This is a genomic window from Cryobacterium sp. MDB2-A-1, from assembly GCF_004402675.1.
Taxonomy (GTDB): domain Bacteria; phylum Actinomycetota; class Actinomycetes; order Actinomycetales; family Microbacteriaceae; genus Cryobacterium; species Cryobacterium glucosi.
In genome coordinates this window covers 19,496-43,687 of sequence record NZ_SOFK01000022.1, presented here as the reverse complement: position 1 = coordinate 43,687, position 24,192 = coordinate 19,496, and the positions used below count along the sequence as shown (strand labels likewise).

The 24,192-nt window shown below is 70.2% G+C and carries 25 protein-coding genes and 1 tRNA gene; 14 read left to right on the top strand and 12 right to left on the bottom strand.

The features are described 5' to 3' along the window. The first annotated feature begins 100 nt into the window (after nt 1-100). The 4 genes from E3O39_RS05175 to E3O39_RS05160 all read left to right on the top strand — a co-directional run bounded on the left by E3O39_RS05175 (nt 101) and on the right by E3O39_RS05160 (nt 4,940). Entirely contained in the window at nt 101-877 is a 777-nt protein-coding gene (locus E3O39_RS05175; RefSeq protein ID WP_241984977.1) for a FadR/GntR family transcriptional regulator, read from the top strand. A 10-nt stretch (nt 878-887) separates the two neighbouring features. Next, nucleotides 888-1,721 (top strand): PDC sensor domain-containing protein, encoded by an 834-nt coding sequence (locus tag E3O39_RS05170; protein WP_134446693.1) that lies wholly within the window; start codon nt 888-890, stop codon nt 1,719-1,721. A gap of 107 nt (nt 1,722-1,828) precedes the next feature. Beyond that, entirely contained in the window at nt 1,829-3,262 is a 1,434-nt protein-coding gene (locus E3O39_RS05165; protein WP_134446691.1) for an aminobutyraldehyde dehydrogenase, read from the top strand. 112 nt (nt 3,263-3,374) lie between these two features. Continuing rightward, nucleotides 3,375-4,940, top strand: coding sequence for an APC family permease (locus tag E3O39_RS05160; RefSeq protein ID WP_241984976.1), 1,566 nt, complete (start codon nt 3,375-3,377; stop codon nt 4,938-4,940). A gap of 77 nt (nt 4,941-5,017) precedes the next feature. Here E3O39_RS05160 and rplA read toward each other — a convergent pair whose 3' ends face one another. The 5 genes from rplA to E3O39_RS05135 form a co-directional block, all read right to left on the bottom strand. Next, nucleotides 5,018-5,707: a 50S ribosomal protein L1 gene (gene rplA, locus E3O39_RS05155; protein WP_134446689.1), complete on the bottom strand. Its 690-nt coding sequence runs from the start codon at nt 5,705-5,707 to the stop codon at nt 5,018-5,020. Nucleotides 5,708-5,796: 89 nt separating this feature from the next. Next, nucleotides 5,797-6,228, bottom strand: a complete 432-nt coding sequence (rplK, locus tag E3O39_RS05150; protein ID WP_134446687.1) for a 50S ribosomal protein L11 — start codon at nt 6,226-6,228, stop codon at nt 5,797-5,799. Between the two features lie 84 nt (nt 6,229-6,312). Beyond that, on the bottom strand, nt 6,313-7,311 hold the full coding sequence (gene nusG / locus E3O39_RS05145) for a transcription termination/antitermination protein NusG (RefSeq protein WP_134446685.1): 999 nt from the start codon (nt 7,309-7,311) through the stop codon (nt 6,313-6,315). Between the two features lie 100 nt (nt 7,312-7,411). Next, the gene (secE, locus tag E3O39_RS05140; protein WP_134446683.1) at nt 7,412-7,687 is read right to left on the bottom strand and encodes a preprotein translocase subunit SecE; all 276 of its coding nucleotides are present in this window, start codon (nt 7,685-7,687) and stop codon (nt 7,412-7,414) included. A gap of 42 nt (nt 7,688-7,729) precedes the next feature. Next, a tRNA-Trp gene (locus tag E3O39_RS05135) sits at nt 7,730-7,802 on the bottom strand. Between the two features lie 183 nt (nt 7,803-7,985). Here E3O39_RS05135 and E3O39_RS05130 point away from each other — a divergent pair. The 5 genes from E3O39_RS05130 to E3O39_RS05110 all read left to right on the top strand — a co-directional run bounded on the left by E3O39_RS05130 (nt 7,986) and on the right by E3O39_RS05110 (nt 13,012). Beyond that, the gene (locus tag E3O39_RS05130; protein WP_166787283.1) at nt 7,986-9,188 is read left to right on the top strand and encodes a pyridoxal phosphate-dependent aminotransferase; all 1,203 of its coding nucleotides are present in this window, start codon (nt 7,986-7,988) and stop codon (nt 9,186-9,188) included. Nucleotides 9,189-9,282: 94 nt separating this feature from the next. Then, nucleotides 9,283-10,242 (top strand): ABC transporter ATP-binding protein, encoded by a 960-nt coding sequence (locus E3O39_RS05125; RefSeq protein WP_134446679.1) that lies wholly within the window; start codon nt 9,283-9,285, stop codon nt 10,240-10,242. Beyond that, a complete protein-coding gene (locus E3O39_RS05120) occupies nt 10,239-11,102 on the top strand; it encodes an ABC transporter permease (RefSeq protein ID WP_134446677.1) in 864 nt (287 codons plus the stop codon). Before E3O39_RS05125 ends, E3O39_RS05120 begins: the two co-directional genes overlap by 4 nt. A 42-nt stretch (nt 11,103-11,144) precedes the next feature. After that, nucleotides 11,145-12,392 (top strand): sensor histidine kinase, encoded by a 1,248-nt coding sequence (locus E3O39_RS05115; RefSeq protein ID WP_134446675.1) that lies wholly within the window; start codon nt 11,145-11,147, stop codon nt 12,390-12,392. Next, nucleotides 12,389-13,012 carry a response regulator transcription factor gene (locus E3O39_RS05110; RefSeq protein ID WP_134446674.1) on the top strand — a complete coding sequence of 208 codons (624 nt, stop codon included), beginning with the start codon at nt 12,389-12,391 and terminating at the stop codon, nt 13,010-13,012. Before E3O39_RS05115 ends, E3O39_RS05110 begins: the two co-directional genes overlap by 4 nt. Nucleotides 13,013-13,048: 36 nt before the next feature. Here the strand turns inward: E3O39_RS05110 and E3O39_RS05105 are convergent, their stop codons facing one another. Together E3O39_RS05105 and E3O39_RS05100 are read right to left on the bottom strand one after the other, a co-directional pair. After that, the gene (locus E3O39_RS05105; RefSeq protein WP_134446672.1) at nt 13,049-13,798 is read right to left on the bottom strand and encodes a response regulator transcription factor; all 750 of its coding nucleotides are present in this window, start codon (nt 13,796-13,798) and stop codon (nt 13,049-13,051) included. Further along, nucleotides 13,795-15,315: a PspC domain-containing protein gene (locus tag E3O39_RS05100; protein ID WP_134446670.1), complete on the bottom strand. Its 1,521-nt coding sequence runs from the start codon at nt 15,313-15,315 to the stop codon at nt 13,795-13,797. Before E3O39_RS05100 ends, E3O39_RS05105 begins: the two co-directional genes overlap by 4 nt. Nucleotides 15,316-15,427: 112 nt before the next feature. On the opposite strand from E3O39_RS05100, the gene E3O39_RS18920 reads away from it, so the two are divergent. Together E3O39_RS18920 and E3O39_RS05085 are read left to right on the top strand one after the other, a co-directional pair. Continuing rightward, nucleotides 15,428-17,119, top strand: coding sequence for a PspC domain-containing protein (locus E3O39_RS18920; RefSeq protein WP_166787282.1), 1,692 nt, complete (start codon nt 15,428-15,430; stop codon nt 17,117-17,119). A 9-nt stretch (nt 17,120-17,128) separates the two neighbouring features. Further along, entirely contained in the window at nt 17,129-17,791 is a 663-nt protein-coding gene (locus E3O39_RS05085; protein WP_134446666.1) for a hypothetical protein, read from the top strand. Between the two features lie 153 nt (nt 17,792-17,944). On the opposite strand, the gene E3O39_RS05080 is transcribed toward E3O39_RS05085, so the two are convergent. The 3 genes from E3O39_RS05080 to E3O39_RS05070 form a co-directional block, all read right to left on the bottom strand. After that, a complete protein-coding gene (locus E3O39_RS05080) occupies nt 17,945-19,093 on the bottom strand; it encodes a UDP-N-acetylmuramate dehydrogenase (RefSeq protein WP_134446891.1) in 1,149 nt (382 codons plus the stop codon). Between the two features lie 103 nt (nt 19,094-19,196). Further along, on the bottom strand, nt 19,197-19,637 hold the full coding sequence (locus E3O39_RS05075; protein ID WP_134446664.1) for a MaoC family dehydratase: 441 nt from the start codon (nt 19,635-19,637) through the stop codon (nt 19,197-19,199). Next, nucleotides 19,634-20,080 (bottom strand): MaoC family dehydratase N-terminal domain-containing protein, encoded by a 447-nt coding sequence (locus E3O39_RS05070; protein WP_134446663.1) that lies wholly within the window; start codon nt 20,078-20,080, stop codon nt 19,634-19,636. Before E3O39_RS05070 ends, E3O39_RS05075 begins: the two co-directional genes overlap by 4 nt. 29 nt (nt 20,081-20,109) lie before the next feature. On the opposite strand from E3O39_RS05070, the gene E3O39_RS05065 reads away from it, so the two are divergent. The 3 genes from E3O39_RS05065 (at nt 20,110) to E3O39_RS05055 (ending at nt 22,083) form a co-directional block, all read left to right on the top strand. Then, entirely contained in the window at nt 20,110-20,568 is a 459-nt protein-coding gene (locus tag E3O39_RS05065; RefSeq protein WP_134446662.1) for a GNAT family N-acetyltransferase, read from the top strand. Between the two features lie 50 nt (nt 20,569-20,618). Further along, nucleotides 20,619-21,245, top strand: a complete 627-nt coding sequence (locus E3O39_RS05060; RefSeq protein ID WP_134446661.1) for a HEAT repeat domain-containing protein — start codon at nt 20,619-20,621, stop codon at nt 21,243-21,245. Nucleotides 21,246-21,315: 70 nt separating this feature from the next. Then, nucleotides 21,316-22,083, top strand: coding sequence for an SGNH/GDSL hydrolase family protein (locus E3O39_RS05055; protein WP_134446889.1), 768 nt, complete (start codon nt 21,316-21,318; stop codon nt 22,081-22,083). A 172-nt stretch (nt 22,084-22,255) separates the two neighbouring features. Here E3O39_RS05055 and E3O39_RS05050 read toward each other — a convergent pair whose 3' ends face one another. Both E3O39_RS05050 and E3O39_RS05045 read right to left on the bottom strand, forming a co-directional pair. Beyond that, entirely contained in the window at nt 22,256-23,197 is a 942-nt protein-coding gene (locus E3O39_RS05050; RefSeq protein WP_134446660.1) for a carbohydrate kinase family protein, read from the bottom strand. Continuing rightward, entirely contained in the window at nt 23,194-24,189 is a 996-nt protein-coding gene (locus tag E3O39_RS05045; RefSeq protein WP_134446887.1) for a LacI family DNA-binding transcriptional regulator, read from the bottom strand. The genes E3O39_RS05050 and E3O39_RS05045 overlap by 4 nt, the downstream gene beginning before the upstream one ends. Nucleotides 24,190-24,192: the final 3 nt, after the last annotated feature.

The window sequence follows — 24,192 nt, the reverse complement described above, 5'->3', positions numbered from 1 at the left end:
AACACCGACGGGACGCAGTTGTGATCCTATACCGAATGTTTTCGGTTCCGGCACCCGTCCGACAGTTCCCAGCATGCCACCGTCGGCTACATTGAAGTCTATGGAGGCACAGCTGCGACCCGGCGCCCGGGAGGCGATCTTCGCCCAGCTCATCGAGGCCGGCCGCGCCGAGCAGGTTGCCCGTCGCCTGACCGATGCCATCATCCTCGGCGTCCTCACGGCGGGCGAACGCCTGCCGAGCGAGCAGGAGCTCGCCCGCCGTTTCGGTGTCGCCCTGATCACAGTCCGCGAGGGCCTCGTGATCCTGCGCGAGACCGGCCTCGTCGAGACCCGTCGCGGCCGCGGTGGCGGCAGTTTCGTGATCCAGGCGGATGCCCCGGACGAGACGCTCCTGCACACCCGGCTCCGCGGCGTCGCCCACGTCGAGCTCTCGGACCTCGCGGTCTACTTCTCCACGATCATCGAAGGCTGCGCGGAACGGGCCGCGCTTCGCGCGGCACCGCAGGATGCCGATCGACTCTCCGAGTGGCTCGCCCAGGCCGACTGGGACCGCGACGCGGGCGCCCGCGCCAATGCAGGCGGCTTCTACCTCGAACTCGCGGTACTCAGCCAGTCGGCCCGGCTCGTGCGCGAACAGGTCCGGCTGCAGGCCGAGTTCGGCCCGCTCCTCCTGCTCGGGCTCGCAGACCCGTCGATGCGAGCCAGTGTCGCTGCCTGCAACACGGACGTCGTCGCGGCGATCCGGAGTGGCGACGGCCCGCACGCCCGCACCCTCGTCGCCGGGCAGGTGCGCGAACTCGCCGAGTGGCTGCATGCCGCGAAGACCAGGATCGAACGGGGAGGAACGCTCCATGCGGCATCCGCTGTCAACGCCTGAAACACCGGTCGTGACGCCGGCCCCCCTCGCTCCCCAGGCCTGCGCCGCCGCCGTCAGCGCCGCGGTCGCCGACGTGTTCACGGTGCTCGAGGACTGGCGGGACCGGGTCGCCGCAGCGGTCCCGCTCACGACGACGACCGAACTCGACGCCCTCGTGGAGACGCTCGTCGTGCCGGCCCTCCTCGGCGAGGCCGAACCGGCCGCACACCGGGACGCGGCACAGCACGGCACGGCACCGCACGGCGCGGCACAGCACGGCGCGGCACCGCACGGCACGGCACCGCACGGCGCCCCGGCCCTCCTGGTCGGCGCCGGCTTCATCGCGACGGCGGACTACCGGCCAGGCCGCCCCGCGCATTTCGCCTGGTGGCTCGGCCCGCTCGCGTCGAACCCCCTGCTCGGCACGACGCTCTCCCCCACCCGGCTCGACCTCGCGGCGCGGGTGCACACCGAATACCTGCGCGACTTCCGCGGCCTGGAGTGGTACCGGGTGCCGGAAGCCACCGGGCGGGCGCACGTCACGGGTCCGTACGTCGACCACCTGTGCACCTTCGATTTCATCGTGACCCTCACCCTCCCCGTGCAGGTCGACGGCGGCACGGTCGGCGTGATCGGGGCCGACGTGTCGGTCACCCGTCTCGAGCAGGCCCTGCTTCCGGTCCTGCTCGGACTCAGCGCGCCCGCCGCCCTCGTCAACGCGGTCGGCCGCGTCATGATCTCGACGGAGGCCACGCTCGCCGCGGGCGACATCGTGCCGAACCCGGGGCATCCGCTCACCGGCTATGACCGGGTGCCCTGCCCCGGGATTCCCTTCGACGTGATCGTCCGGCGCCCACCGGAATAAAAGATTGCATTTGGGATGATTTAGGGTATCGTCGGCCTCTGGGGAACTCCGCCCCGGGCGCCGCGGCCCTGGCCAGCGCCGACCAGACGCTTGGGAAAGGCCTGCGCATGTCCATCCGTGAACTCCGTAACTTCGTCAACGGGCAGTACGTCGCCTCCGCAGCGAGCGAGCAGCTCGACATCGTGAACCCCGCAACCGAGGAGGTCTACGCGCGCACCCCCGTGTCGACAGAAGCGGATGTCGCGTCCGCGTACTCCGCAGCGGCGACCGCGTTCGAGACGTGGGGCGAAACCACGCCCGGCGAACGCCAGCTCGCCCTGCTGAAGTTCGCCGATGCCCTGTCCGAGCGTGCGGAGGAGATCGCGGACGTCGAGAGCGAGAACACCGGCAAGCCGCGTGCCGGCCTCGTCGGCGACGAGGTCGACGTCATGATCGACCAGGTGCGCTTCTTCGCCGGCGCCGCCCGCGTGCTCGAGGGCAAGTCAGCCGGCGAGTACCTCAAGGACCACACCTCGTTCATCCGGCGGGAGCCGATCGGCGTGATCGGGCAGGTCACCCCGTGGAACTACCCGATGATGATGGCGATCTGGAAGATCGCCCCCGCCCTCGCTGCCGGAAACGCCGTCGTGCTGAAGCCCTCGGACTCGACACCCGTCTCGACGCTCCTCCTCGCCGAGATCGCCGCGGAGTTCTTCCCGGCCGGCGTCTTCAACGTCGTCATGGGCGACCGCACCACGGGCCGCGCCCTCGTCGCCGACCGGATCCCGCAGATGGTGTCGATCACCGGTTCCGTACGGGCCGGCATGGAGGTCGCGGGCACCGCGGCGCTCGACGTCAAGCGCGTGCACCTCGAACTCGGCGGCAAGGCCCCGGTGATCGTGTTCGACGACGCCGACATCGACGCCGCCGTCGAGGGCATCGCGACGGCCGCGTTCTACAACGGCGGCCAGGACTGCACCGCCGCCACCCGGGTCCTCGTCCAGGCCGGAATCCACGACGAGTTCGTTGCAGCACTCGCGGCGTACGCTCGGGTGAACGCGAGGACCGGCGGCCCGCGCGAGGACGGCATCCTCTTCGGCGCCCTCTCGAGCGCCGACCAGCTCGCCCGGGTGCAGGGCGTCATCGCGGGCCTGCCCGACCACGCGAACATCGCGCTCGGCGGGCACCGCCAGGGCGACCTCGGCTACTTCCATGAGGCGACGATCGTCTCTAACCTGCGGCAGGGCGACGACGCGGTGCAGAACGAGATCTTCGGACCGGTCATCACGGCCCAGAAGTTCACCGACGAGGCCGAGGCGCTCGCCTGGGCGAACGACGTGCAGTACGGCCTGGCCTCCTCGGTCTGGACCAAGGACCACGCGCGCGCGATGCGGATGGCCAAGCGCCTCGATTTCGGCTGCGTCTGGATCAACACGCACATCCCGCTCGTCGCCGAGATGCCGCACGGCGGCTTCAAGCACTCCGGCTACGGCAAGGACCTCTCGATGTACGGCCTCGAGGACTACACCCGCATCAAGCACGTGATGAGCTACATCGGCTGATCCACCCCTTTCGGGGCAAACATCCGGTTCTATAGCTTTCTCGCAATGGTGTCACTATGGTGGGCACACACAGCCTGCCGACGACGTCAGGATGCACCGCAGCCGAAAGGTCATGATGAGCGCAGATCAGCCCGGAAAGACGCCCGCCGCGAGGGGAATCGGTGACCAGGAGCACCTCAGGGTGCTCGGGTACGAGGATTCCTTCCACCGTTCGATGTCGCTGTGGGCCAACTTCGCCCTCGGCTTCACCTACCTCTCGCCGCTCGTCGGCGTGTACTCCCTCTTCGCGCTCGCCCTCAGCACGGGCGGGCCGCCCTCGATCTTCTGGATCCTGATCGTGGGCGCCGGCCAGCTGCTCGTCGCCCTCGTCTTCGGCGAGGTCGTCTCGCAGTACCCGATCGCCGGCGGGATCTACCCGTGGACCCGCCGGCTGTGGGGCAAGCGATACGCCTGGATGGCCGCCTGGGTCTACGTCTGGGCGATGCTCGTCACGATCACTGCCGTCGCCGAGTTCGGCAGCGGCTTCCTCGGCAGCCTGATCGACGCGCCGGTCACGAAGGAGGTCACGCTTGGCCTCTCGGTACTGTTCCTGCTGGTCGCCTTCGCGTTCAACTTCTCTGGCACGAAGATGCTCGGCCGGGTCGCCAGGATCGGCCTCGGCGCTGAGCTCATCGGCGTGATCGGGCTCGGGCTCTACCTGCTGATCTTCCAGCGCAAGCAGGAGTTCAGCGTCTTCTTCAGCACGATGGGCGTCGAGGGCGACGGCAACTACGCCGTCGCGTTCCTCGGTGCGGCACTCGCCGGACTGTTCCTGTTCTACGGCTTCGAAGCCTGCGGGGACGTGGCCGAGGAGGTCGCGAACCCGGCCAGGGGCATCCCGAGGGCCATGATCCTGACCATCCTCGTCGGCGGGGTCTCCGCGCTGTTCTCCTTCGGCGGCTACGTGATGGCGGCACCCGACCTGCAGGCGGTGGTCGACGGCAACGACATCGACCCGATCCCGGCGATCCTCGAGGCCTCGCTCGGAACCGTCGGCGCCAAGCTCTTCCTGGTCGTCGCGATCACGGCGTTCCTGTCCTGCGTGCTGAGCCTGCAGGCCGCGGCCAGCCGGTTGATGTTCTCCTTCGCCCGCGACGGGATGATCCCCGGCCACGCCTGGCTGTCCAAGGTGAGTCCGCGCACCGCCGTCCCGGTGAACGCGCTCATCGTCGCCTGCTCGATCCCGCTCGCGCTCTGCCTGCTGATCTACGCGGGCGGCAGCCTCACCCAGATCACGGCATTCGCGGTGATCGGCATCTACGTGGCGTTCCAGTCCGTCGTGCTCGCGGCGCTCCGCCAGAGGATCAAGGGCTGGCGTCCGGCCGGTCCGTTCAACCTCGGCAGGGCCGGCTTCGTCGTCAACGTGGTCGCCCTCGCCTACGGTGTCTTCGCGATGGTGTTGCTGGCGCTGCCCGGCAAGACGGGGGTCTTCCTCGACGACTGGATCGTGCTGATCGGGCTGGCGGTCGTGATGGGCGCGGGCCTGCTCTACCTGTTCATCGCGAAGCCGCACACGAATTCGCACCAGCCGGAGGGTGATGCGATCGCGGTCGCGGCGCTGCTCCGCGCACATCCGGGCAATGCCGCACCCGGAGTCGTCGATCCGGGGAAGCCGCGCCCGACATCCGTCTCTGACTGACCGTCGCCAGGACGAGACGGGTACGACGAAGGGCCCGTCTTGCGACGGGCCCTTCGTTGTGGTGCTGGTGCCGGTGCTTAGATGGCGTTGACGTCGAGCGGGATGCCGGGACCGAAGGTCGTCGAGACGGCGCCCTTCATGACGTAGCGGCCCTTGGACGAGCTCGGCTTGAGGCGGACGATCTCCTCGAGTGCTGCCGTGATGTTCTCGTTCAGCTGCTCGGCGGTGAAGGATGCCTTGCCGACGACGAACTGCACGTTGGCGTGCTTGTCGACGCGGAACGCGATCTTGCCGCCCTTGATGTCGTTGACGGCGCGGGCGACGTCGGTCGTGACCGTTCCGGTCTTCGGGTTCGGCATGAGGCCACGCGGGCCGAGGACCTTACCGAGACGACCGACCTTGCCCATGAGCTCCGGGGTCGAAACCGCGGAGTCGAAGGCGGTGTAACCGGCGGCGACCTTCTCGATGAGCTCGTCGCCACCGACCTCGTCGGCGCCGGCAGCGATGGCTGCCTCGGCCGCGGGGCCGGTTGCGAAGACGATGACGCGCGACACGCGGCCGGTACCGTGAGGAAGAATAACGGTTCCGCGGACCATCTGGTCAGCCTTGCGCGGGTCGACGCCGAGCTTCAATGCGACCTCGATGGTCGAGTTGAAGTTCGCGGAGCCGGTCTCACGCGCGAGCGTGACGGCCTCGGTGGGGGTGTAGAACTTGTCGGCCTCGATCTTCTCGGCCGCGGCCCGGTAGGCCTTTGACTTCTGTGCCATGTGAATCTCCTGAATATAAAGATTTGAGAGTGTGGTGCGAGCCTGGCCGGCTCTTCCACGTACTGCTGGTGGCGGATGCCTGGTTGAGGTTAGGCCTCGACCGTAACGCCCATGGAGCGTGCGGTGCCGGCGATGATCTTCGCGGCGGCGTCGATGTCGTTGGCGTTGAGGTCAACCATCTTCGCTTCGGCGATCTCGCGGACCTGCGCCTGGGTGAGCTTGGCCACCTTGACGGTGTGCGGGGTTCCGCTGCCCTTGGTGACGCCGGCGGCCTTCTTGATGAGCTCCGCTGCGGGCGGGGTCTTCAGGATGAACGTGAAGGAACGGTCGTCGTACACGGTGATCTCAACCGGGATGACGTTGCCGCGCTGGGATTCGGTCTGGGCGTTGTATGCCTTGCAGAATTCCATGATGTTCACGCCGTGCTGGCCCAGTGCCGGCCCGATGGGCGGTGCGGGGTTTGCGGCGCCGGCCTTGATCTGAAGCTTGATCAGACCAGTAACCTTCTTCTTCGGTGCCATGATTCTTCCTTCTTTTATGATGACGAGCTGCCGCGAGGCAACTCTCCCGGTGGCCCGGACGGGCCCCGGTGGTGGGGAAACTTACTAAAGCTTGGTGACCTGGTCGAAGCTGAGCTCGACCGGGGTCTCACGCTCGAACAGGGAGACGAGGACGATGAGCTTGCCGCTCTCCGCCTTGATCTCACTGATCGTGCCGGGCAGGCCCGCGAACGAGCCTTCCTTGATCGTGATGGTCTCGCCGATTTCGTAGTCGATCTCGGCGGGCAGTGCGCGGGTCGCGATCTTGCCGTGCGTGCCCGCGCCCTTGGCGGACGGCACGTCCTGGATCTCGACGAGGCTCTTCAGCATGCCGAAGGCCTCCTCGAAGCGCAGCGGCGTCGGGTTGTGCGCGTTGCCGACGAAGCCGGTGACACCCGGCGTGTGCCGGACGACGGACCAGCTGTCCTCGTTGAGGTCCATGCGGACGAGCACGTATCCGGGGATGCGCACGCGGGTGACCATCTTGCGCTGGCCGTTCTTGATCTCGACGACGTCTTCCATCGGAACCTCGACCTGGTAGATGAAATCTTCCATGGCCATCGACTGCTTGCGGTTCTCGATGTTCGACTTCACGCGACGCTCGAAGCCGGCGTAGGAGTGGATGACGAACCACTTGCCGGGCTGGAAGCGGAGTTCCTTGCGGAACTCGGCGTATGGGTCTTCGTCGACGGGCTCAGCGGATGCGTCAGCAGCGTCGGCCGCATCGGCTTCTGCATCGGCCGTGTCCGCGCCGCCGTCGACATCTTCCTCGTCGTCGACGGCTTCGGCGGCAGCCTCGGCCTCGTCGACGGAGTCGATGTCCAGGGCGTCGTCGACCTCCGAGTCGGCTGCGGGGTCGACCGCGCCGGCGAGGGCGTCGAGGGCGGCGTCGAGGTTGTCTTCAACGCCGACGCTGGGGTCGAAGACGTGGACGGCTACCTGTTCGGCGGCCTCCACGGACTCTTCCTCCGCTTCGTGGACGTTGCCTTCCTGTGCTTCGTCGTCGTCAGACGCCTGCTCGGCGGCGGTGGCCCAGTCGGCGTCGTCGTGATTCGTCTCAGTCACTAAATCTCAATCCTTATGTAGTGCGCGGGCACGAAGACGTGTCCCGCGCAGCGTTGCCGTGAATCCTGGCCGTGCGGTCAGCCGCCTTGGCGGCGGCCGGTCAGCCGCTTGGTGTTCCGAAGACGTACGTGACGACGAGTGCGAACACCCAGTCGAGGGCGGAAACCAGCGCCATCATGATCGCTACGAAGACCAGCACGACAGCCGTGTAACTCAGCAGTTCCTTGCGGGTCGGCGTGACAACCTTGCGAAGCTCCGCCATCACCTGCTTCAGGAACAGGGACATCCGTGCGAACGGACCGCGTTTGCCGTCGCGAGCGAGTCGTGCGTCTGCGACGATTTCCTCACTGGGTTCGTCGACAACTTTTCGGGCCACCTGTTACACCTTTCATGGGCCGACGGAAATGCCACCGACTTGCAGGGCGGACAGGACTCGAACCTGCAACCTGCGGTTTTGGAGACCGCTGCTCTACCAATTGAGCCACCACCCTATGCAGCCGGATCGCCATGCGAACTCACACCACCCCCCGAAAAATACTCGAGAAAAAGGCGCAAAAAAGCATGGCAGATTTCAACTACCTCGATCAAGTCTAGGTCACACCGGCACGACTGTAAAGCTGGGGCCGCCGGGGCGGATGCTGGCCGCGCGGGTGCGGCCACCGTATGCTCGTTCTGTGGCTCACGAACTCAAGCGAATCTCTACCCGGATCGGCTCCATCGCGGAATCGGCGACCCTCAAGGTCGACAGCAAGGCCAAGGCCCTGCAGGCGGCCGGTCGACCGGTGATCAGCTTTGCGGCGGGTGAGCCGGACTTCCCGACGCCCGCGCACATCGTCGAGGCGGCGCTTCTCGCCGTGCGCGACCCGAAGAACCACAAGTACACGCCGGCCGCGGGTCTTCCCGACCTGCGCGAGGCCGTCGCGGCGAAGACGCTCCGCGACTCCGGCCTCGCGGTCTCCCCCGCCCAGGTGGTCATCACCAACGGCGGCAAGCAGGCCGTCTACCAGGCCTTCGCAACCCTGCTCGACCCGGGTGACGAGGTCATCGTGCCGACCCCGTACTGGACCACGTATCCGGAGTCGATCCGGCTCGCCGGCGGCGTCCAGGTCGACGTCTTCGCCGGAAGCGACCAGGGCTACCTCGTCACGGTCGAGCAGCTCGAGGCCGCCCGCACCGAGCGCACCAAGGTGCTGCTCTTCGTTTCGCCCTCCAACCCGACCGGCGCGGTCTACTCTCCGGAGCAGACCAAGGCGATCGGCGAGTGGGCGGAGGAGCACGGCCTCTGGGTCATCACCGACGAGATCTACCAGAACCTCACCTATGACGGCGTGCGCGCGGTCTCGATCGTCGAAGCCGTTCCGGCCCTCGCCGACCGCACCATCCTCGTCAACGGCGTCGCGAAGACGTACGCGATGACCGGCTGGCGCCTCGGCTGGATGGTCGGCCCGCTCGATGCCATCAAGGCGGCGGCGAACCTGCAGTCGCACCTCACCTCGAACGTGTCCAACGTGTCGCAGCGCGCCGCGATCGCCGCGCTCACCGGCCCGCAGGACGACGCGATCGCGATGCGGGAGGCCTTCGACCGGCGCCGCAGGCTCATCGTCTCCGAGATGAACAAGATTCCCGGCATGGTCACGCCGACGCCGCAGGGCGCGTTCTACGTCTACCCGAACGTAACCGGGCTGCTCGGCCGCACCTGGGGCGGCGTCACGCCGACGACCTCCCTCGAGCTCGCCGACCTGATCCTCGACCAGGCCGAGGTCGCCGCTGTTCCCGGCGAAGCGTTCGGCCCGAGCGGGTACCTGCGCTTCTCATACGCGCTCGGCGACGACCAACTGCTTGAGGGCATCCGCCGCCTGCAGCGCCTCTTCGCCTGACGTCGCAGCCGGCCCCGCATCCACCGACCGGTGGATGCCAGGGTCGGCCGGGCGGACGCTTACGTTCCCGGGCCTCTGGTGGGATTCTTTCGGTATGAAGACCACAACTCCCGCGAGCAGCTCAGACCCCGTCGTGCGCGTGCGCGACCTGCACAAGTCCTACGGCGCGTTCGAGGCCGTCGCAGGCATCAGCTTCGACATCCGGCCAGGGGAGACCTTCGCGCTCCTCGGCCCGAACGGCGCAGGCAAGAGCACGGTCATCGAGATCCTCGAGGGCTACCGCGATCGCACGAGCGGTGAGGTGAGCGTGCTCGGCACCGACCCGCAGCACGGCGGCCTCGACTGGAAGGCCAGGCTCGGCATCGTGCTGCAGTCGACCGGCGAGAGCGGCAACGTCACGGTCGCCGAGCAGCTCGCGCACTTCGCGAGCCTCTACCCGAAACCCCGGCGGGTGGCGGAGGTGATCACGGCCGTCGGCCTCGAGGACAAGGCGAAGACCCGCATCAGCCGACTGTCCGGCGGGCAGCGCCGGCGGGTGGATGTCGCGCTCGGCATCATCGGCCGGCCCGAACTGCTCTTCCTCGACGAACCGACCACGGGGTTCGACCCCGAGGCACGTCACCAGTTCTGGGACCTCGTGCGCAGCCTGAAGGCGGAGGGCACCACGATCCTGCTCACGACCCACTACCTCGACGAGGCCGCCCAGCTCGGCGACCGCGCCGGGGTGATCACCGGGGGCCGCCTGATCGACATCGGCGCGATCAACGAGATCGGCGGGGCAGAGGCCCGGGTGCCGCTGGTCCGCTGGCGGGACGCCGCAGGGCAGGCCCACGAGATCCGCACGGACCAGCCTGGCCGGGTCGTCGCCGAAATCGTCGCGGCGGGCGGCGCGGCGGGCGGCGCGGAACCGGCCGAACTCGAGGTGATCCGCCCGAGCCTCGAGGACGTCTACCTCGGTCTCGTGCGCGAGAACCGCGCGGAAACCACTGCGGCGGCGTCCGCTGGTTCAGCTTCTGCTTTTGCTTCTGACGACAGCACGGAGGTGCTCGCATGACCGCGATCGACACGACTGCCGGGACCGGCAGCATCCGCTCGGCCCGCCACGGTGTGCTGAGGCTCGGCCTCGCCCGGGTGTATTACGAAGCGCGTATGTACTTCCGCACCCCGGACAGCGTGTTCTTCACGTTCCTGTTCCCGTTCATCATGCTCGCGATCTTCACGGCCGCCTTCGGCTCGGCCGGCAACATCGGCAGCGCGCCCGATGGCAGCGGCGGCGTCAGTGTCGGCGCGTATTACCTTCCGGGCATGCTCGCGGCGGGGATGCTGCTCTCCGGGGTGCAGAACCTCGCGGTCGACATCGCCGGCGAGAAGAGCGACGGCACTCTCAAACGGCTCGGCGGCACCCCGCTGTCCCCGCTGAGCTACTTCATCGGGAAGATCGGGCAGGTGCTCGTCACCGGCACGATTCAGGCGGCCCTGCTGATCCTCGTCGCGCGGTTCGTGCTCGACATCGCCCTGCCGACCGACCCGGCCAAGTGGTTGACCTTCGCCTGGGTCTTCCTGTTCGGTGTGATCGCCTGCGCGTTCCTCGGCATCGCGCTCTCGGCGCTGCCGCGCTCCGGCAAGAGCGCGACCGCCGTCGTGATCCCGATCGTGCTGATCCTGCAGTTCATCTCGGGCGTCTACCTGCAGTTCTACGTGCTGCCCGACTGGATGCAGAACGTCGCGAGCCTGTTCCCGCTCAAGTGGATGGCGCAGGGGATGCGCTCGGTGTTCCTGCCGGACAGCTTCGCGAGCCTCGAGCAGAACGGGGTCTGGGACCTCCCCCTCGTCGCGCTCAACCTCGGCATCTGGCTCGTGGTCGGGCTCGTGCTCAGCAGGGTGACGTTCCGCTGGATCCGCAAGGACAGCTGAACCGATGTTCCCCGGTCACGGCGAGCGTGGGAGGCTGGGCGCATGAGGATTCCGGCCATGACGACCCTGCGCTGGTGGGACGTCGCCGTCGGCGGGTCACTGCTGCTGATGGGGGTGCTCGCGGCCGCCGACCAGTACCGGTACGGGCACGAGCTGTCGCGGATCGGCGCGCTCGCGACGCTCGTCGCGATCGGCATCGGCTATGTCGGTTTCGGACGGCGCGCGATCGCCTGCCCGACCGGACGGACCGGTTCGGTCGCACTGGCCGCGACCGTCTTCCGCGGAGTGCTGATCGTCGGCGTGGGCGTCGCAGCGGCGTTCAATCCGAGTCTGGCGACGCTCCAGGCGATCGCCTTCCCGCTGCTCTGGACGCTCACCGATTCCTTCCTCGTCTCCGTCGCCCTGAGTGCGCTCCTCGCGGCATCGGCGGGGGCGGGTCTCTGGCTGGGCATCGGCGGCACTCCCGCGGCCCTCGGGCAGGCGTATGCCACCGAAGGGATCTCCTTCGTGTTCGCGATCGCGATGGGCGCCTGGATCACCCGCATCGCCCGCGACGGCAGCACCCAACGGCGTCTCTACGAGGAACTCAGCCTCGCCCAGGACGAACTCGCCGCCCTGCACAGGGACGCCGGGAGCGCGGCCGAACGGGAACGCCTCGCCAGGGAGATCCACGACACCATCGCCCAGAGCCTGACGAGCCTCGTGATGCTCGCGCAGCGCGCGGGGAGCGAGCTCGGGCCGGACAGCGGGGCGAGGCCCACCGTCGAGCTCATCGAAGACACCGCCCGGCAGGCCCTGACCGAGGCGCGCAGCCTCGTCGCGGCGATGTCGCCCGTGCGGGTCGGAGATTCGACCCTGGCCGAGACCCTGCGCCGCCTCGCCGGGCGCTTCGAACGCGAGACCGGCATCCAGGTGCGGGTGATCCTCGCCGACACCGGGCTCGACGGGCTCGACCGGGAAAACGAGGTCGTGCTGCTCCGCTGCGCCCAGGAAGGCCTCGCGAACGTGCGCAAGCACTCCCGCGCGGGGGCGGCATCCGTTCGTCTCGAACACGTCGGCACGGATGCCGTCCTCACCGTGACCGACGACGGTCGCGGTCTCGGCGCCTATGCTCCCGCCCAGGAGAACGGGTTCGGCCTCTCGGGGATGCGCGACCGGCTCGCCCTCGTCGGTGGCCGGCTCACGGTCGGCGCCGGTGAGCGCGGCGGCACCGTACTGCGGGTGACCGTGCCGGCGGCGGAAGCCGGGCACCCCACGATCTCCGTCGAATCGGCGAGGCACGAGCGATGATCCGCGTCATCGTGGCCGACGACCACCCGATCGTGCGCGGCGGTATCGCGCTCCTGCTCGGCGGCGCCGGCGACATCGAGGTCGTCGGGCAGGCAGGGAACGGCGAGGAGGCCGTCGCGCTCGCGGCCGCGCTCAACCCCGACCTCGTGCTGATGGACCTGCGGATGCCGCTGCTCGACGGCGTCGCGGCGACCGCGCTCATCGTCGCGGCGAACGAGCGGACCCGGGTGCTGGTCCTCACGACGTACGAGAGCGACGACCAGATCCTCGCGGCCATCGCGGCCGGAGCGAGCGGGTACCTGCTCAAGGCCGCGCCCCAGGCGGAGATCATCGAGGGCGTGCGCTCGGTCGCGCGCGGCCAGACCGCGCTCGCACCGTCGATCGCGGCGATGCTCGTACACCGGGTGCGCACGGATGCCGCGCCGGCTCCGCGCCTGTCTGCCCGCGAACTCGACGTGCTCCGGCTTGTGTCGGCCGGCGAGAGCAACCCGCAGATCGGCCGGTCCCTGTTCATCAGCGAGGCGACCGTCAAGACGCACCTGCTGCACGCCTTCGAGAAGCTCGCGGTGAGCGACCGGACCCGCGCCGTGACCCGGGCGATGGAACTCGGGCTGCTGTAGCCCGGCATCCGCCGCCTGCTTGGCTCGGCAGTGGGGCTAGAGCAGCTTGCGCTCGAGCGCCCAGGCGGTGAGTTCGTAACGGGAGGAGAGCTGCAGTTTGCGGAGCACCGCTGAGACGTGCGTCTCGACGGTCTTCGGCGAGATGAACAGGCTCCCGGCTACCTCCTTGTAGGTGTAGCCGCGGGCGATCAGCCGCATGACCTCCTGCTCCCGCGCGGAGAGGCGGTCGAGTTCTTCCGTCGTCTCTGCGGTCTCGCCGGCGACCGCGCCGAACGCGTCGAGCACGAACCCCGCGAGCCGGGGCGAGAACACGGCGTCGCCGTCGGCAACCCGGCGGGCGGCCTCGGAGACCTCGGCCCCCGATGAGCTCTTGGTGATGTAGCCGCGGGCCCCCGCCCGGATCACCCGGACCACGTCGTCGGCGGCGTCGGAGACGCTCAGCGCGAGGAACAGGGTGTGCGGCGCCCGGTGCGCGGCGTCGTGGATGACCTCGCTGCCGCCGCCACCGCGCCCGCCGGGCAGGTGCACGTCGAGCAGCACCACCCGCGGCTGCAGTGCGACCACGAGCGCGATCGCCTCGTCGACCGTCGCGGCCTCACCGAGCACGCGGATGTCCGCGTCCAGTTCGGCGCGCAGGCCCGAGCGGAAGATCGAGTGGTCGTCGACGATCACGACGGGGAGACCGGCGGTCGAGGCGGGCAGGGTGGGCAGGGTGGGCGGGGTGGGCGGGGTGGGCGCGCTTCCGGGATCGGTGCCGGGGCCTGGGGTGCCGTGCGGCTCGCTCATGGGCGGCTCCCGTCGGCATCCGCTGCCGCGGGCAGGGTCCGGTCGGGGTGAACCGCTTCGACGGAGTTTTTCGGGTCTTCGATCGTTTCCGGGCCGCTCAGGTGCGTTGTCATCACAAAGTCCGTCGAATTGGTTGGGTGCGGGAGGGCAGGGTCTGCGGGAGCGGGCGCCGTGGGCAGGGTGAGCAGGATCTCCGTGCCCGCGCCGCCGGGGCCGGGGCGCACGAGCGCGGTGCCGCCGAGGCGGCGCATCCGCCCGATGACGGACTCGCGGACGCCGTGCCGGTCGTCCGGCACGTCGTCGAGCCGGAAGCCCGGGCCGCGGTCGGTCACGCTGAGGCTCACCGCGTTCGCGCCCGTCTCGAGGTAGACGGACACCGGCCCGCCGGAGTGCCTCGCCGCGTTGAGCATGGCCTCGCGCCCCGCGGCGAGCAACCCCTCGGGGGCTGGGCCGAGGCTCGAGCCCGCACTCACGATGTCGAACTGCACCGGGAAGTCGGCCTCGAGCTCCGCCCCTATCCGGCGGAGGGCCGTCGGGAGATCGACGTCGGGGATGCCGCCGGCCCCGCCCGCACCGGTATCCGTTCCTGCGGCAGTACTCGCGGCCGTGCCCGCGGCAGTGCCGAAGCCGGTCCCGGTCCCGGTGAAGAGCCACTCGCGCAGCTCCCGCTCCTGGGCGCGGGCGAGCCGGGCCGCGTCGCTCTGCGGCCCGGCCTTCTGCTGGATCAGTGCGAGCGTCTGCAGCACCGAGTCGTGCAGGTGCGCGGCGATTTCGGCGCGCTCGGCCTCCCGCGCCCGTCCCGCGCGCTCGTCGGCGAGGTCGCGCGAGAGCCGCACGAGCCACGGCGCGATCACGACGACGACGCCGAGCAGCACCGAAGCGGATGCGATCACGACCGTCCACCCGTCGGGGCTGTCACTCGTCACGAAGAACAGCAGGATGCCGACGGCGACGAGCACGAGGGCGCCGAGCGCGCGCACGAGCAGGGCGGACGAGTGCTGCTCCGAACCGCCGCGGATGTCCGCGAACTGCCGCCAGGCGAGCGCGGTCCCCGACAGCACGACGATCGCGGGGATGACCACGGCGAGCGGGATGTCGGCGCCGAGCCGGCTCGCGACGAGAGTGAGACCGGCGGCGAGGAGCGCGAGCCCGAGCAGGATCTCCGTGATCGGAGCCGACCGGGCCGAGGACGCGGCGGCGGCGGCTCGCTCGGCCGCGGCATCCGCGGGACCGCCGAGGCCGTGGCGGGAGCCGGGGGAACCGGCGTACCCGGGCGCCGGCCGCGCGAGGCTCGCCTTGGGGAGCTCGGCGGCCCCGAACCGGACGGGGTTCGCCGTCGCGGTCGGCGTCGTCACCCAGAGCCAGGCGTAGAGCAGCGCGCCGGCCCCGCCGGCCAGGATGAGCAGCAGCGTCGCGGTGCGCACCACCGTCACGGACAATCCGGTGTGCTCAGCGAACCCCGCGCAGACGCCGGCGATGATCCGCTGGCGCGGCCGGGACATCCGCTCGGTTCTCATGTCTTCATCCAAGCACCCCGAAGGCCGCCCCGATCCGGTACGGCCAGATCTCAGGGTCCGTTCAGGGTTCTCCCCCATAGCAGCGCGCCATCGCGGGTGGTTGAGTGAAGTTATGACCGATCAACCGCGTAATCCGACATACCCGGCCGGCCCGGTCCCGTCGGGTCCAGACCAGCTCACCCGTTTCTTCGACTGGATCCGCCGCAGCGGCATGGTCCGCGGCGCAGACCGCTGGTTCGCCGGGGTCTGCGGCGCCATCGCCGGCCGCACCGGACTCGACCCGATCATCGTGCGCGGCATCGCGTTCGTGCTCGCCGTGCTCGGGGCGCCCGTGCTCTTCGTCTATGCGGTGGGCTGGGCGCTGCTCCCCAACGCACTCGGCCGCATCCACGCCGAGGAAGCCCTCCGCGGCCGCTTCGAGCCCGCCATGATCGGGATCGGCGCCGTCCTCCTCCTGACCGTCGTGCCGTTCACCCGCGGATTCTGGTGGGACGGCCCTCCCGCGGCCTGGGGCATGCCCGGCTGGCTGAGCACGTCGCTGAGCGCAGCGTGGGGCCTCGCGGTCGTTGCCGGCATCGTCTGGCTCGTGCTCTACCTCGTGCGCCGCGGTCCTGGCAGCGGCGGGTCTTCCGGCGGCGGAAACGGTGGCGGCTACGGTTCCGGTCCGGGCGACCGCCCGCGCCCCACCTCGGGCTACGGCTCAGCGGCGGATGCCGGTTCGACCCCGCCCGCGCCCGGCGCGCCCCCCGTTCCTCCGGCTCCGCCGGCTCCACCCGCGCCCGGCGCCGCGGCCTCTGCCGGCACCGCCGGCCCGGCCGCGTCCGCCGGCTTCGCTCCCCAATCGTCGTGGACCGCGACGCCTTCCGCGACCGAGAATCCGTACCAGGCCGACTACCGGAACCGGAACGGGATCCCGTCGGCGACGCCGGAGACCCACCCTGCGGCATCCGCTTACCCGGGCGCACCGAGCACGCCGGCAACCGCCGCGTACCCGGCGACCGCGGCGAGCGCGACGGCGGCGAACCAGTCCTGGCAGGAGCAGAACCGGGTGCGCTCCGAACAGAACCGCGCCTGGCGCGAGCAGAACCTCGCCTGGCAGGAGCGCCAGCGCCAGCGCCAGGCCGAACACGCCGCCTGGCGGCGCGGCCGCCGGCCGAGCGCCGCCCTCTCGGCGATCACCCTCGGGTTCGCACTGCTCGCCGGGGCGATCGCAGCGTTCGTCTACACGCACGGGGTCTGGTCGAACTCCGCGTTCGTGCTCGGCCTCGCCGTCGCCCTCGGCGTCGCGGCGATCGGGATGATCGTGTCCGGCATCCGCGGCCGGGAGAGCGGGGCCCTCGGCGGGCTCGCGTTCCTCGCCGCGCTCACCCTCGTCGCCCTCGGCTGGATGCCGCAGGGCACCCAGTTCGCCTTCGCCGGCACCCACAACTGGGCCGTGCCCTCGTCCTCGGCCGGGGCTCCCCCCGGCTACGCGATGTTCGCCGGCACTCCGACCGTCGATCTCAGCGCCCTCGACAACGCCCCAGCTAAGGACGTCCGAACGGTCGACGTCTGGCTCGGATTCGGTGTGACGACGCTCGTGCTGCCGAGCGACCGGCCCGTCGAGGTCGAGGTCAACCTCCTCGCCGGCGTCGTGACGACCGGCGGCGAATCGGGCGACCCCGAGCGCGCCGGCGTCTTCATCCGCGACGTGCGCACCGTCAACGCCACGGATGCCCGGGCCGTCACCCACGTTCGGGTCTGGTCGTTCGCCGGCCAGGTCGACCTCACCCAGTCCGGCGCCCGCGTCGGCACCGCACGCTAGGAGTCCGCCATGACCGATCCCGTCACCCCGTCCACCGGTTCGGGCCGTCCCGGCGGTTCCGCAGAGCCGCCCGCGACCGGCGAATCGCCCGAGTCCGCCGGCTCCCCCAAGACCACCGCATCATCCGATTCCGCCGCACGCGAGACCGCGGTGCTCCCCCTCAACGCGACCATCCCCTTCCCGATCTCGGAGGCCGATACGGAAGTGCTCCCGTTCGACACGACGGACCGTTCCGGAAACGCCGAGACCGAAGTACTCCCGGCCGAGCCGGTCATTCCGGAGTTCACCGCATTCACCGCACCGCGGGAAAGCGCGATGCCTCTGGCACCGAGTGCCGCTGCGAGTGCGAGTGCGACACCTCCGTCCGGCTCGACGCCGCCGCCCGCACCTCCGACGCCGACCGCGCCGACTGCGCCGACTGCGCCCGCTTACGCGGCTCCGGGCGCGACCGCCCCGGAGACGTGGCCGACGGCGCCGGCGCGGCGGAGGCATCCGCTCTTCGGCACGATCTTCTGGGGAACGGTGATGCTCGCCTTCTCTGGCTTCATCATCTACCGCACGATCGTGCCCGGCGAGACCGACCCCGCGCTGTGGCTGCTTGGCGGCGTGATCCTGATGGGGCTCGTGCTCATCGTCGCGGGGATCGCCGCGGCCGCTCGCCGCGCGACCTGACCGGCCCCGAGTTCGGACTCGGATGCCGGTTGAGCGCCCCGCCCCGTCCCGCGCGCCATTTCCGCCGCTACGCTACCGGCATGCCTGGCGCGGAGCGGTGCACCTGGCGCGTGAGAGCGGATGCCGGCAGGCGCGCGGCAGCGAAACCAGGAACTACAGGCCGAGGCCGACGAGCACAGGCTCCGGCTGCAGGATCACGCCGAACTCCGCCTGCACGCGCTGCTGCACGAAGCGGGCGAGCTGGGCGATCTCCTCGCCGCTCGCGCCGCCGGTGTTCGTCAGGGCGAGGGTGTGCTTGCTCGACACCGCGGCGCGGGAGCCGGGCAACCGGAAGCCGCGGGAGATTCCGGCATGCTCGATGAGCCAGGCCGCGCTGAGCTTGACAAGCGGAACAACCTCGACCGCGCCGGGCACGGGGCCGATCCCGTAGTAGTCCTCGAGCGGGATCACCCGGTCGGGAAGCTCGGGGTCGTCCAGCGGCCAGCGCGGCGCGGACTCCGGCAGGGTCCGCGAGAAACTCAGGGAGACGATCGGGTTCGTGAAGAACGAGCCGGCGCTTGCCGCATCCGGGTCGCCCGGGTTGAGCAGCATCCCCTTCGCGGCACGCAGCCGCAGCACGGTCGCGCGCACGTCCGCGAGCGGCACCCGGTCGCCGACATGCACGCCGAGGGCATCCGCGAGCTGGGGGAAGGCGAGGGGGCGGCTCAGCGCTGCCCCGAGAACGGATGCCTCGGCCGCGGTGTCCCACAGCTCCAGCTCGACAGCCACGACGAGGCCGCGGAGTCCGTGCTTGAGCAGCGACGTGCGGTAGCCGAGCTCGAGTTCTGCGGCGGGGATGCGGCGCCGTTCGCCGCTCTCGTAGTCGAGGAAGTCGATCGCGACGAGGCTGTTGGCGAGTTCCTGGCCGTATGCGCCGATATTCTGCACGGGCGCGGCCCCGGTGGAACCGGGGATGCCGGAGAGGGCTTCGATCCCCGACCAGCCCTGCGCGACGGTGTGGGCGACGAGATCGTCCCAGGGTTCACCGGCCTGGACCCGCAGGATCACGCGGTCGGCGGAGCGCTCGACCGTGATGCCGCGGGTCAGCACTCGTACGACGGTGCCGTCGAATTCGGTGTCCGCCGCGACGGTGTTCGAGCCGCCGCCGAGCAGCAGCCAGTCCTCGCCGGACGCCCAGGCGTCCTGAACGGTCTCGATGAGCTCGTCCTCCGTCTCCGGCGCGAGCAGGAACAGCGGTCGCCCGCCGGTGCGGATCGTGGTGAGGTCGGCGAACGTCGTCGGCGCAGCATCCGCCGGCACCATACCGGCGGTCACGCCGTGCCCGGCGTCCGTTTCGGCCTGCCCGGACGCGGGCGCCGACGCTGGTGCGGGCACCGAACCGAAAGCGGGGTCCGTCATCGGGGGCCTAGGCGAGCGAGACGCGTGCCTGCGCCTTGCCGAGGACGGTCTGGTCGTTCGCGGTGACCGTGAGGTCGATGCGCACGATGCCGGCATCCGCTTCGATGCGGCCGACCTTCGCGACCACGGACACGACGGCGCCGAGCGTGGGATCGACGAGCACCGGGCGGGTGAAGCGCACCTGGTAGTCGACGACGCGGGCGGGGTCGCCGGCCCAGTCGACGACGGGTTGCACGGCGAGGCCCATCGTGAGCATGCCGTGGGCGAGCACACCGGGCAGGCCGACGGAGACGGCGACGTCGTCGCGGTAGTGAATGGCGTTGAAGTCACCGGATGCCCCGGCGTACCGCACGAGGGAATCGCGCGTCAGCGGGAAGAGGCCGGTGGCGACGATCTGGCCGAGGGTGAGCTCATCGAGTGCGGGCGTGGCCGCGGGTTCCTGGGTCATTCGTCTCCCCTGACGACGAGGGTGGATGTCGCGGTGACGACGTGGGCGCCGGTCGCGTCGACGACGCGGGACTCCGCGGTGACCATCGAGTGGCCGCCGAGGCTCTTCACGCTTGCGACGGAGAGGGTGGCGGTCAGTTCGTCACCGGCGACGATCGGGCGGCTGAAGGTGAAGCGCTGCTCGCCGTGCACCACGCGGCTGAAGTCGATGCCGCCGTCGGGCTCGGCGAGGAGCTGGGCGAGGGTGGCCTCCTGGACGACGACCGCGAAGGTCGGCGGGGCGACGACGTCGGCGTAGCCGGCCGCTCGGGCGGCCGCCGGGTCGTGGTTGATCGGGTTGCGCGCGAAGACGGCACGGGAGAACTCCCGCACCTTCTCCCGACCGACGAGATAAGGGGCGACGGGCGGGAAGACCCGGCCCTGCAGTTCGGGGTTGACAGACACACGAGGAGTTTACCGGGCAGACTGGATCCGTGGAATTTGTACGCGTACGCCTGACCGACGCCGAAGTGGTCCCTTTGTTGAGCGATCTCAATCGCGAATACACGCTGCGGTACGGCGGCGGCGATGACGTTCTCGAGGACAAGGCCGCGGATTTCGCGGCACCCGATGGCGGGTTCATCGTGCTGCGCGAGGGCGACGTGACCGTCGCGGGCGGCGGCATCCGTCGGTTCGATGCCGACACCTGCGAGGCGAAACGCCTGTGGACAAGCCCCGCCTACCGCAGGCAGGGGTACGCAGCCGCGGTTCTCGGCGCCCTCGAATCGCTCGGGCTCGAGCTCGGCTACACCCGGCTGCGCCTCGAAACGGGCTACCGGCAGCCGGAGGCTCTCGCCATGTACCGCAGCCTCGGCTACACCGAGATCGGCAACTACGGCGTCTACGAGCACGCGACCGGCTTCGAGCGGATGCTGGGCGCACGCACGATGTGACGCGGCCGTAGTGGCCCCGTGGCCTCCCGGGCAGTACCGTGGGGAGTGCTATGCATAACAAATTAGAGCCACACCCCGACCTTCCCATCGACCTTCCGACGGCCGAGCGCATCCACGCGGCCGTCGAGCACTACGGCGAGACCGCGGTGGTCGACAGTTCCGTGGCCTTGTTGCGCGCCAAGAACGCCGGCAAGGACTTCCTTCTGTACGCCGGCGGCCGCCACGCGCTCGGCATTCTCGAGGGCGCCCCTGCGCTGTACTGGCCCGAGCTCTGGGGCGCGCGTGCGCTGCTCTACGTCTGGGGAGAGTCGGCCGCGCCGTACATCGTCGTCGGGCTGAACAACCAGGCCTGGCGGGTGCGCGAGATGTGCGCCCGCGTCGTGCAGCTGCGCGAGCTGCAGGTCGCCCCGAAGCTCGTGCGTCTCACGACGGACGAGGTGCCGCGCGTGCGCGCCGCCGCCCTGCACGCGCTCGCCGCCCAGGGCACCGAGGAGAACCTCCCCACGATCGTGCAGCGCCTGCGCGACCCCGACAAGGAGGTGCGCCGCGCCGCCCAGCAGGCCCGCGATGTGCTTCAGGAACGCTGGCAGCTCTCCCGCGACCCGAGCCAGGGCGAAGAACAGACCCACGGCACGAAGCACAGCCACGGAACGAAGCACAGCCACCCCGAGCGCTGACCCCAGCCGCGGGCGGGTAACATCGCGCTGGTGACGGATGCGGGGCACGCCCGCAGCAACAGGGGGTCGGATGTACCAGCGCTTCATCGCCATGGGCGACAGCTTCACCGAGGGGGTCGGCGACGAACTCCCCGACGGGCGGTTGCGCGGCTGGGCCGACCTCGTCGCGCTCGGGCTCGCCGCGGCATCCGCTGCCCCGGTCTCGTACGCGAACCTCGCCGTGCGCGGCCGGTTGCTCGGCCCGATCGTCGCCGAACAGCTCGAACCCGCGCTCGTCCAGGCGCCCGACCTGCTGTCCATCTGCGGCGGCGGCAACGACATGATGCGCCCGCGCGTGGAGATTTCGCGCGTGGTCGGGCTGATGAGCGAGGTCGTCGAGGCCGGGCTTGCGCACGGCGCGCACATGCTCGTGCTGAGCGGCGGCAACCCCTCGAAGCAGCTCCCCCTCGGTGCGCTCATGCAGCGCCGCGGCGACCAGCTCGCCGACGCCGCCCGCGCGGCCTTCACCCGGCCCGGCGTCACGCTCGTCGAGAACTGGGCGGATGCCCGGCTCACCGATACCCGGTACTGGTCGGCGGACAAGCTGCACCTGAACGCGAGCGGGCACACCCTGATCGCGTCCAATGTGCTCACGGCTCTCGGCGTACCGGTTCCTGCGGAGTGGTCGGCGACGGATGCGTCGGGGGCCCCTGCGGCCCCTCCGGCCCAGCGGATGCGCACCGCGGCTTACTACCGCGGCTACGTGTTGCCGTGGATCGGGCGGCGCCTGACCGGCAAGTCCTCCGGCGACGGCCGCGAACCCAAGATCCCGCTCCTCACGGCCGTCGACCCCGCCTGAACGACCCCCGCACGCCCTGAAGTGTCGCATATCGACGTTCCTGAGCCTTGGGAACGTCGATCTGCGACACCTCACGAGGCCCGCCACCCACGCGCTGAAGTGTCGCATATCGAGGTTCCTGAGCCCCGGGAACGTCGATCTGCGACACCTCACGGCCGCTCGGCGGCGCGGCTCAGAGGGCGGGCGGCACGCGGAGCAGGGCTCCCTCCGAGCGGCAGGTCGCGGCCGCGATGCGCATGGCGCTCGCGAGCAGATGTTGCCAGCCTGCGGCATCCGTCGGGACGCCGTCACTGAGGAAACTCTGCACGCTCGACGCCAGGGTCGCGTCGCCGCCGCCCATGGTGTCGACGACCGCGCCGGGCAAGGACGCGATCGGCTCGCTCACGAGCAGGCCGTCGTCGGTCTTGATCGAGGCCCCTGCGCGGCCAGCGGTCGCGAGCACGTGGTGCGTTCCGCTCGCGACGAGGCGCTCGCGCAACTCCTCGAGGCTGCTGCCGTAGAGGAGCTCCGCGTCCTCGTCGCCGACCTTGGTCAGCAGGCTGCTCGCTGCGGCGCGCTCGAAGTTCTCCACGAAGCGGGCCTTGTCGTGCAGCATCCCTGCCCGCGGATTCGGGTCGATCACGAGGCGGTGCTCGCCGTCGCCGACCGCGGCGAGGAACTCATCCGTCTGCGCGGTGTCGTCGAACGGGAAGCAGCTGACGACGACGAGCGGCGCGGCATCGAGGGCGGCGCGCTCCCGGGGACCGAATTCGATGCGCCGCTTCTGCGCGGCTTCGTTGAAGGCGTATCTCGGCTCACCGTCGGTGCGGTCCGACGTCGCCCGGGAGCTCCCGAAGGGTCCGGGCGTCGCGATCAGCTCCACGTCGTAGCTGGCGATGAAGTCCCGGAGCACGGCGCCGTCTGCGTCGTCGCCGACCATCGCGATCAGGGTCGTCGGCACGCCGAGGATGGCGAGGCCGACGGCGACGTTGAGCGCCGCCCCACCGGGGAACTCCTGCACTGAATCGGGTTCGCGCATCTCGTCGATGAGCGCGTCGCCGACGACGACGACGCGCGGGCGGGTCGCCCCAGCACCCGCAGTCTCGGTGTCTGGCGCTGTCTGGTTTTCTGTCATTTCGGTCTCATCTCCCCTGATCCGCGAGTGATCAGCTCGGTTGGTACAACATAGGTTCTCCCGGCGGAGCGGTCTCCGTCGAGTCGGGCAAAGATCCGTGCGGCAGCGAGCCGGCCGATCTCGTGCGGGTTCTGCGCGACGACCGTGACGCCCGGTTCGAGCAGGTCGGCAAGAGGCACGTCATCGAAGCCGACGAGCGCAACCGTGTGGTGTGCGCCCCGCTCGCGCAGGCCGCGCACCGCGCCGATGGTGATGAGGTTCTGGCTGCTGAACACGGCGGTCGGCGGATGCTCCGACTCGAGCAACGCGATCAGCGCGCGGTTCGCGGCGTCCTCGTCGTGCAGGCCGGTGATGACCGGGATGTCCGCGGTCGCGACCCCGGCCCGCCCGAGTTCTTCGAGGAACCCGCGGCGGCGTTCCTGCGCCGTCTGAATGTCGGCCCGGTCGCCGAGGAAGGCGATCCGCCTGTGCCCGTACGAGAGCAGATGCCGCGTCGCGGCCGCCGCACCCGCCGCGTTGTCGCTCACGACGACATCTGCTTCGACGCCGGCCGGCTCGCGGTCGACGAAGACGACGGGAGTGCCGCGGCGCAACTCGGGCAGGAGGTAGCTCTGGCTCTTCGACACGGTCGTGAGGATGAGGCCGTCGACGCGACGGCGCAGGAACGCGGACACCGCGACTTCTTCACGGTCGGGGTCGTCGTCGAGGCTCGACGCGAAGACCGCGACGCCGCGGGCGTTGGCCGCGTCCTCGACGGCGCGGTGCATCGCGCCGGAGAACGGGTTGCCGACGCTGCCGACGAGCAGGCCGAGGGTGCTGCTGCGGCCGTCGGCCCTGCGCAGGTTGCCCGCATGCAGGTCCGGGTGGAAGTCCAGGCTCTCGGCCGCGGCACGCACCCGGGCGATGGTGGCGGGCGACACATTCGGTTCACCGTTGATCACCCGGGAGACGGTCTTCACGCCGACCCCGGCGAGCGCTGCAACGTTCTTCATCGT

Excerpts from the sequence above, each read along its gene's own strand:
- E3O39_RS18920 (WP_166787282.1), top strand. The coding sequence starts at position 15,428 with ATGACCGATCAACCGCGTAATCCGACATACCCGGCCGGCCCGGTCCCG.
- E3O39_RS05160 (WP_241984976.1), top strand. The coding sequence starts at position 3,375 with ATGATGAGCGCAGATCAGCCCGGAAAGACGCCCGCCGCGAGGGGAATC.
- E3O39_RS05110 (WP_134446674.1), top strand. The coding sequence starts at position 12,389 with ATGATCCGCGTCATCGTGGCCGACGACCACCCGATCGTGCGCGGCGGT.
- E3O39_RS05165 (WP_134446691.1), top strand. The coding sequence starts at position 1,829 with ATGTCCATCCGTGAACTCCGTAACTTCGTCAACGGGCAGTACGTCGCC.
- E3O39_RS05075 (WP_134446664.1), bottom strand. The coding sequence starts at position 19,637 with ATGACCCAGGAACCCGCGGCCACGCCCGCACTCGATGAGCTCACCCTC.
- rplK (WP_134446687.1), bottom strand. The coding sequence starts at position 6,228 with ATGGCACCGAAGAAGAAGGTTACTGGTCTGATCAAGCTTCAGATCAAG.
- E3O39_RS05175 (WP_241984977.1), top strand. The coding sequence starts at position 101 with ATGGAGGCACAGCTGCGACCCGGCGCCCGGGAGGCGATCTTCGCCCAG.
- E3O39_RS05100 (WP_134446670.1), bottom strand. The coding sequence starts at position 15,315 with ATGAGAACCGAGCGGATGTCCCGGCCGCGCCAGCGGATCATCGCCGGC.
- E3O39_RS05125 (WP_134446679.1), top strand. The coding sequence starts at position 9,283 with ATGAAGACCACAACTCCCGCGAGCAGCTCAGACCCCGTCGTGCGCGTG.
- rplA (WP_134446689.1), bottom strand. The coding sequence starts at position 5,707 with ATGGCACAGAAGTCAAAGGCCTACCGGGCCGCGGCCGAGAAGATCGAG.
- E3O39_RS05080 (WP_134446891.1), bottom strand. The coding sequence starts at position 19,093 with ATGGTGCCGGCGGATGCTGCGCCGACGACGTTCGCCGACCTCACCACG.
- E3O39_RS05045 (WP_134446887.1), bottom strand. The coding sequence starts at position 24,189 with ATGAAGAACGTTGCAGCGCTCGCCGGGGTCGGCGTGAAGACCGTCTCC.
- E3O39_RS05115 (WP_134446675.1), top strand. The coding sequence starts at position 11,145 with ATGAGGATTCCGGCCATGACGACCCTGCGCTGGTGGGACGTCGCCGTC.
- E3O39_RS05050 (WP_134446660.1), bottom strand. The coding sequence starts at position 23,197 with ATGACAGAAAACCAGACAGCGCCAGACACCGAGACTGCGGGTGCTGGG.
- E3O39_RS05060 (WP_134446661.1), top strand. The coding sequence starts at position 20,619 with ATGCATAACAAATTAGAGCCACACCCCGACCTTCCCATCGACCTTCCG.
- E3O39_RS05105 (WP_134446672.1), bottom strand. The coding sequence starts at position 13,798 with ATGAGCGAGCCGCACGGCACCCCAGGCCCCGGCACCGATCCCGGAAGC.
- E3O39_RS05120 (WP_134446677.1), top strand. The coding sequence starts at position 10,239 with ATGACCGCGATCGACACGACTGCCGGGACCGGCAGCATCCGCTCGGCC.
- E3O39_RS05055 (WP_134446889.1), top strand. The coding sequence starts at position 21,316 with ATGTACCAGCGCTTCATCGCCATGGGCGACAGCTTCACCGAGGGGGTC.
- E3O39_RS05085 (WP_134446666.1), top strand. The coding sequence starts at position 17,129 with ATGACCGATCCCGTCACCCCGTCCACCGGTTCGGGCCGTCCCGGCGGT.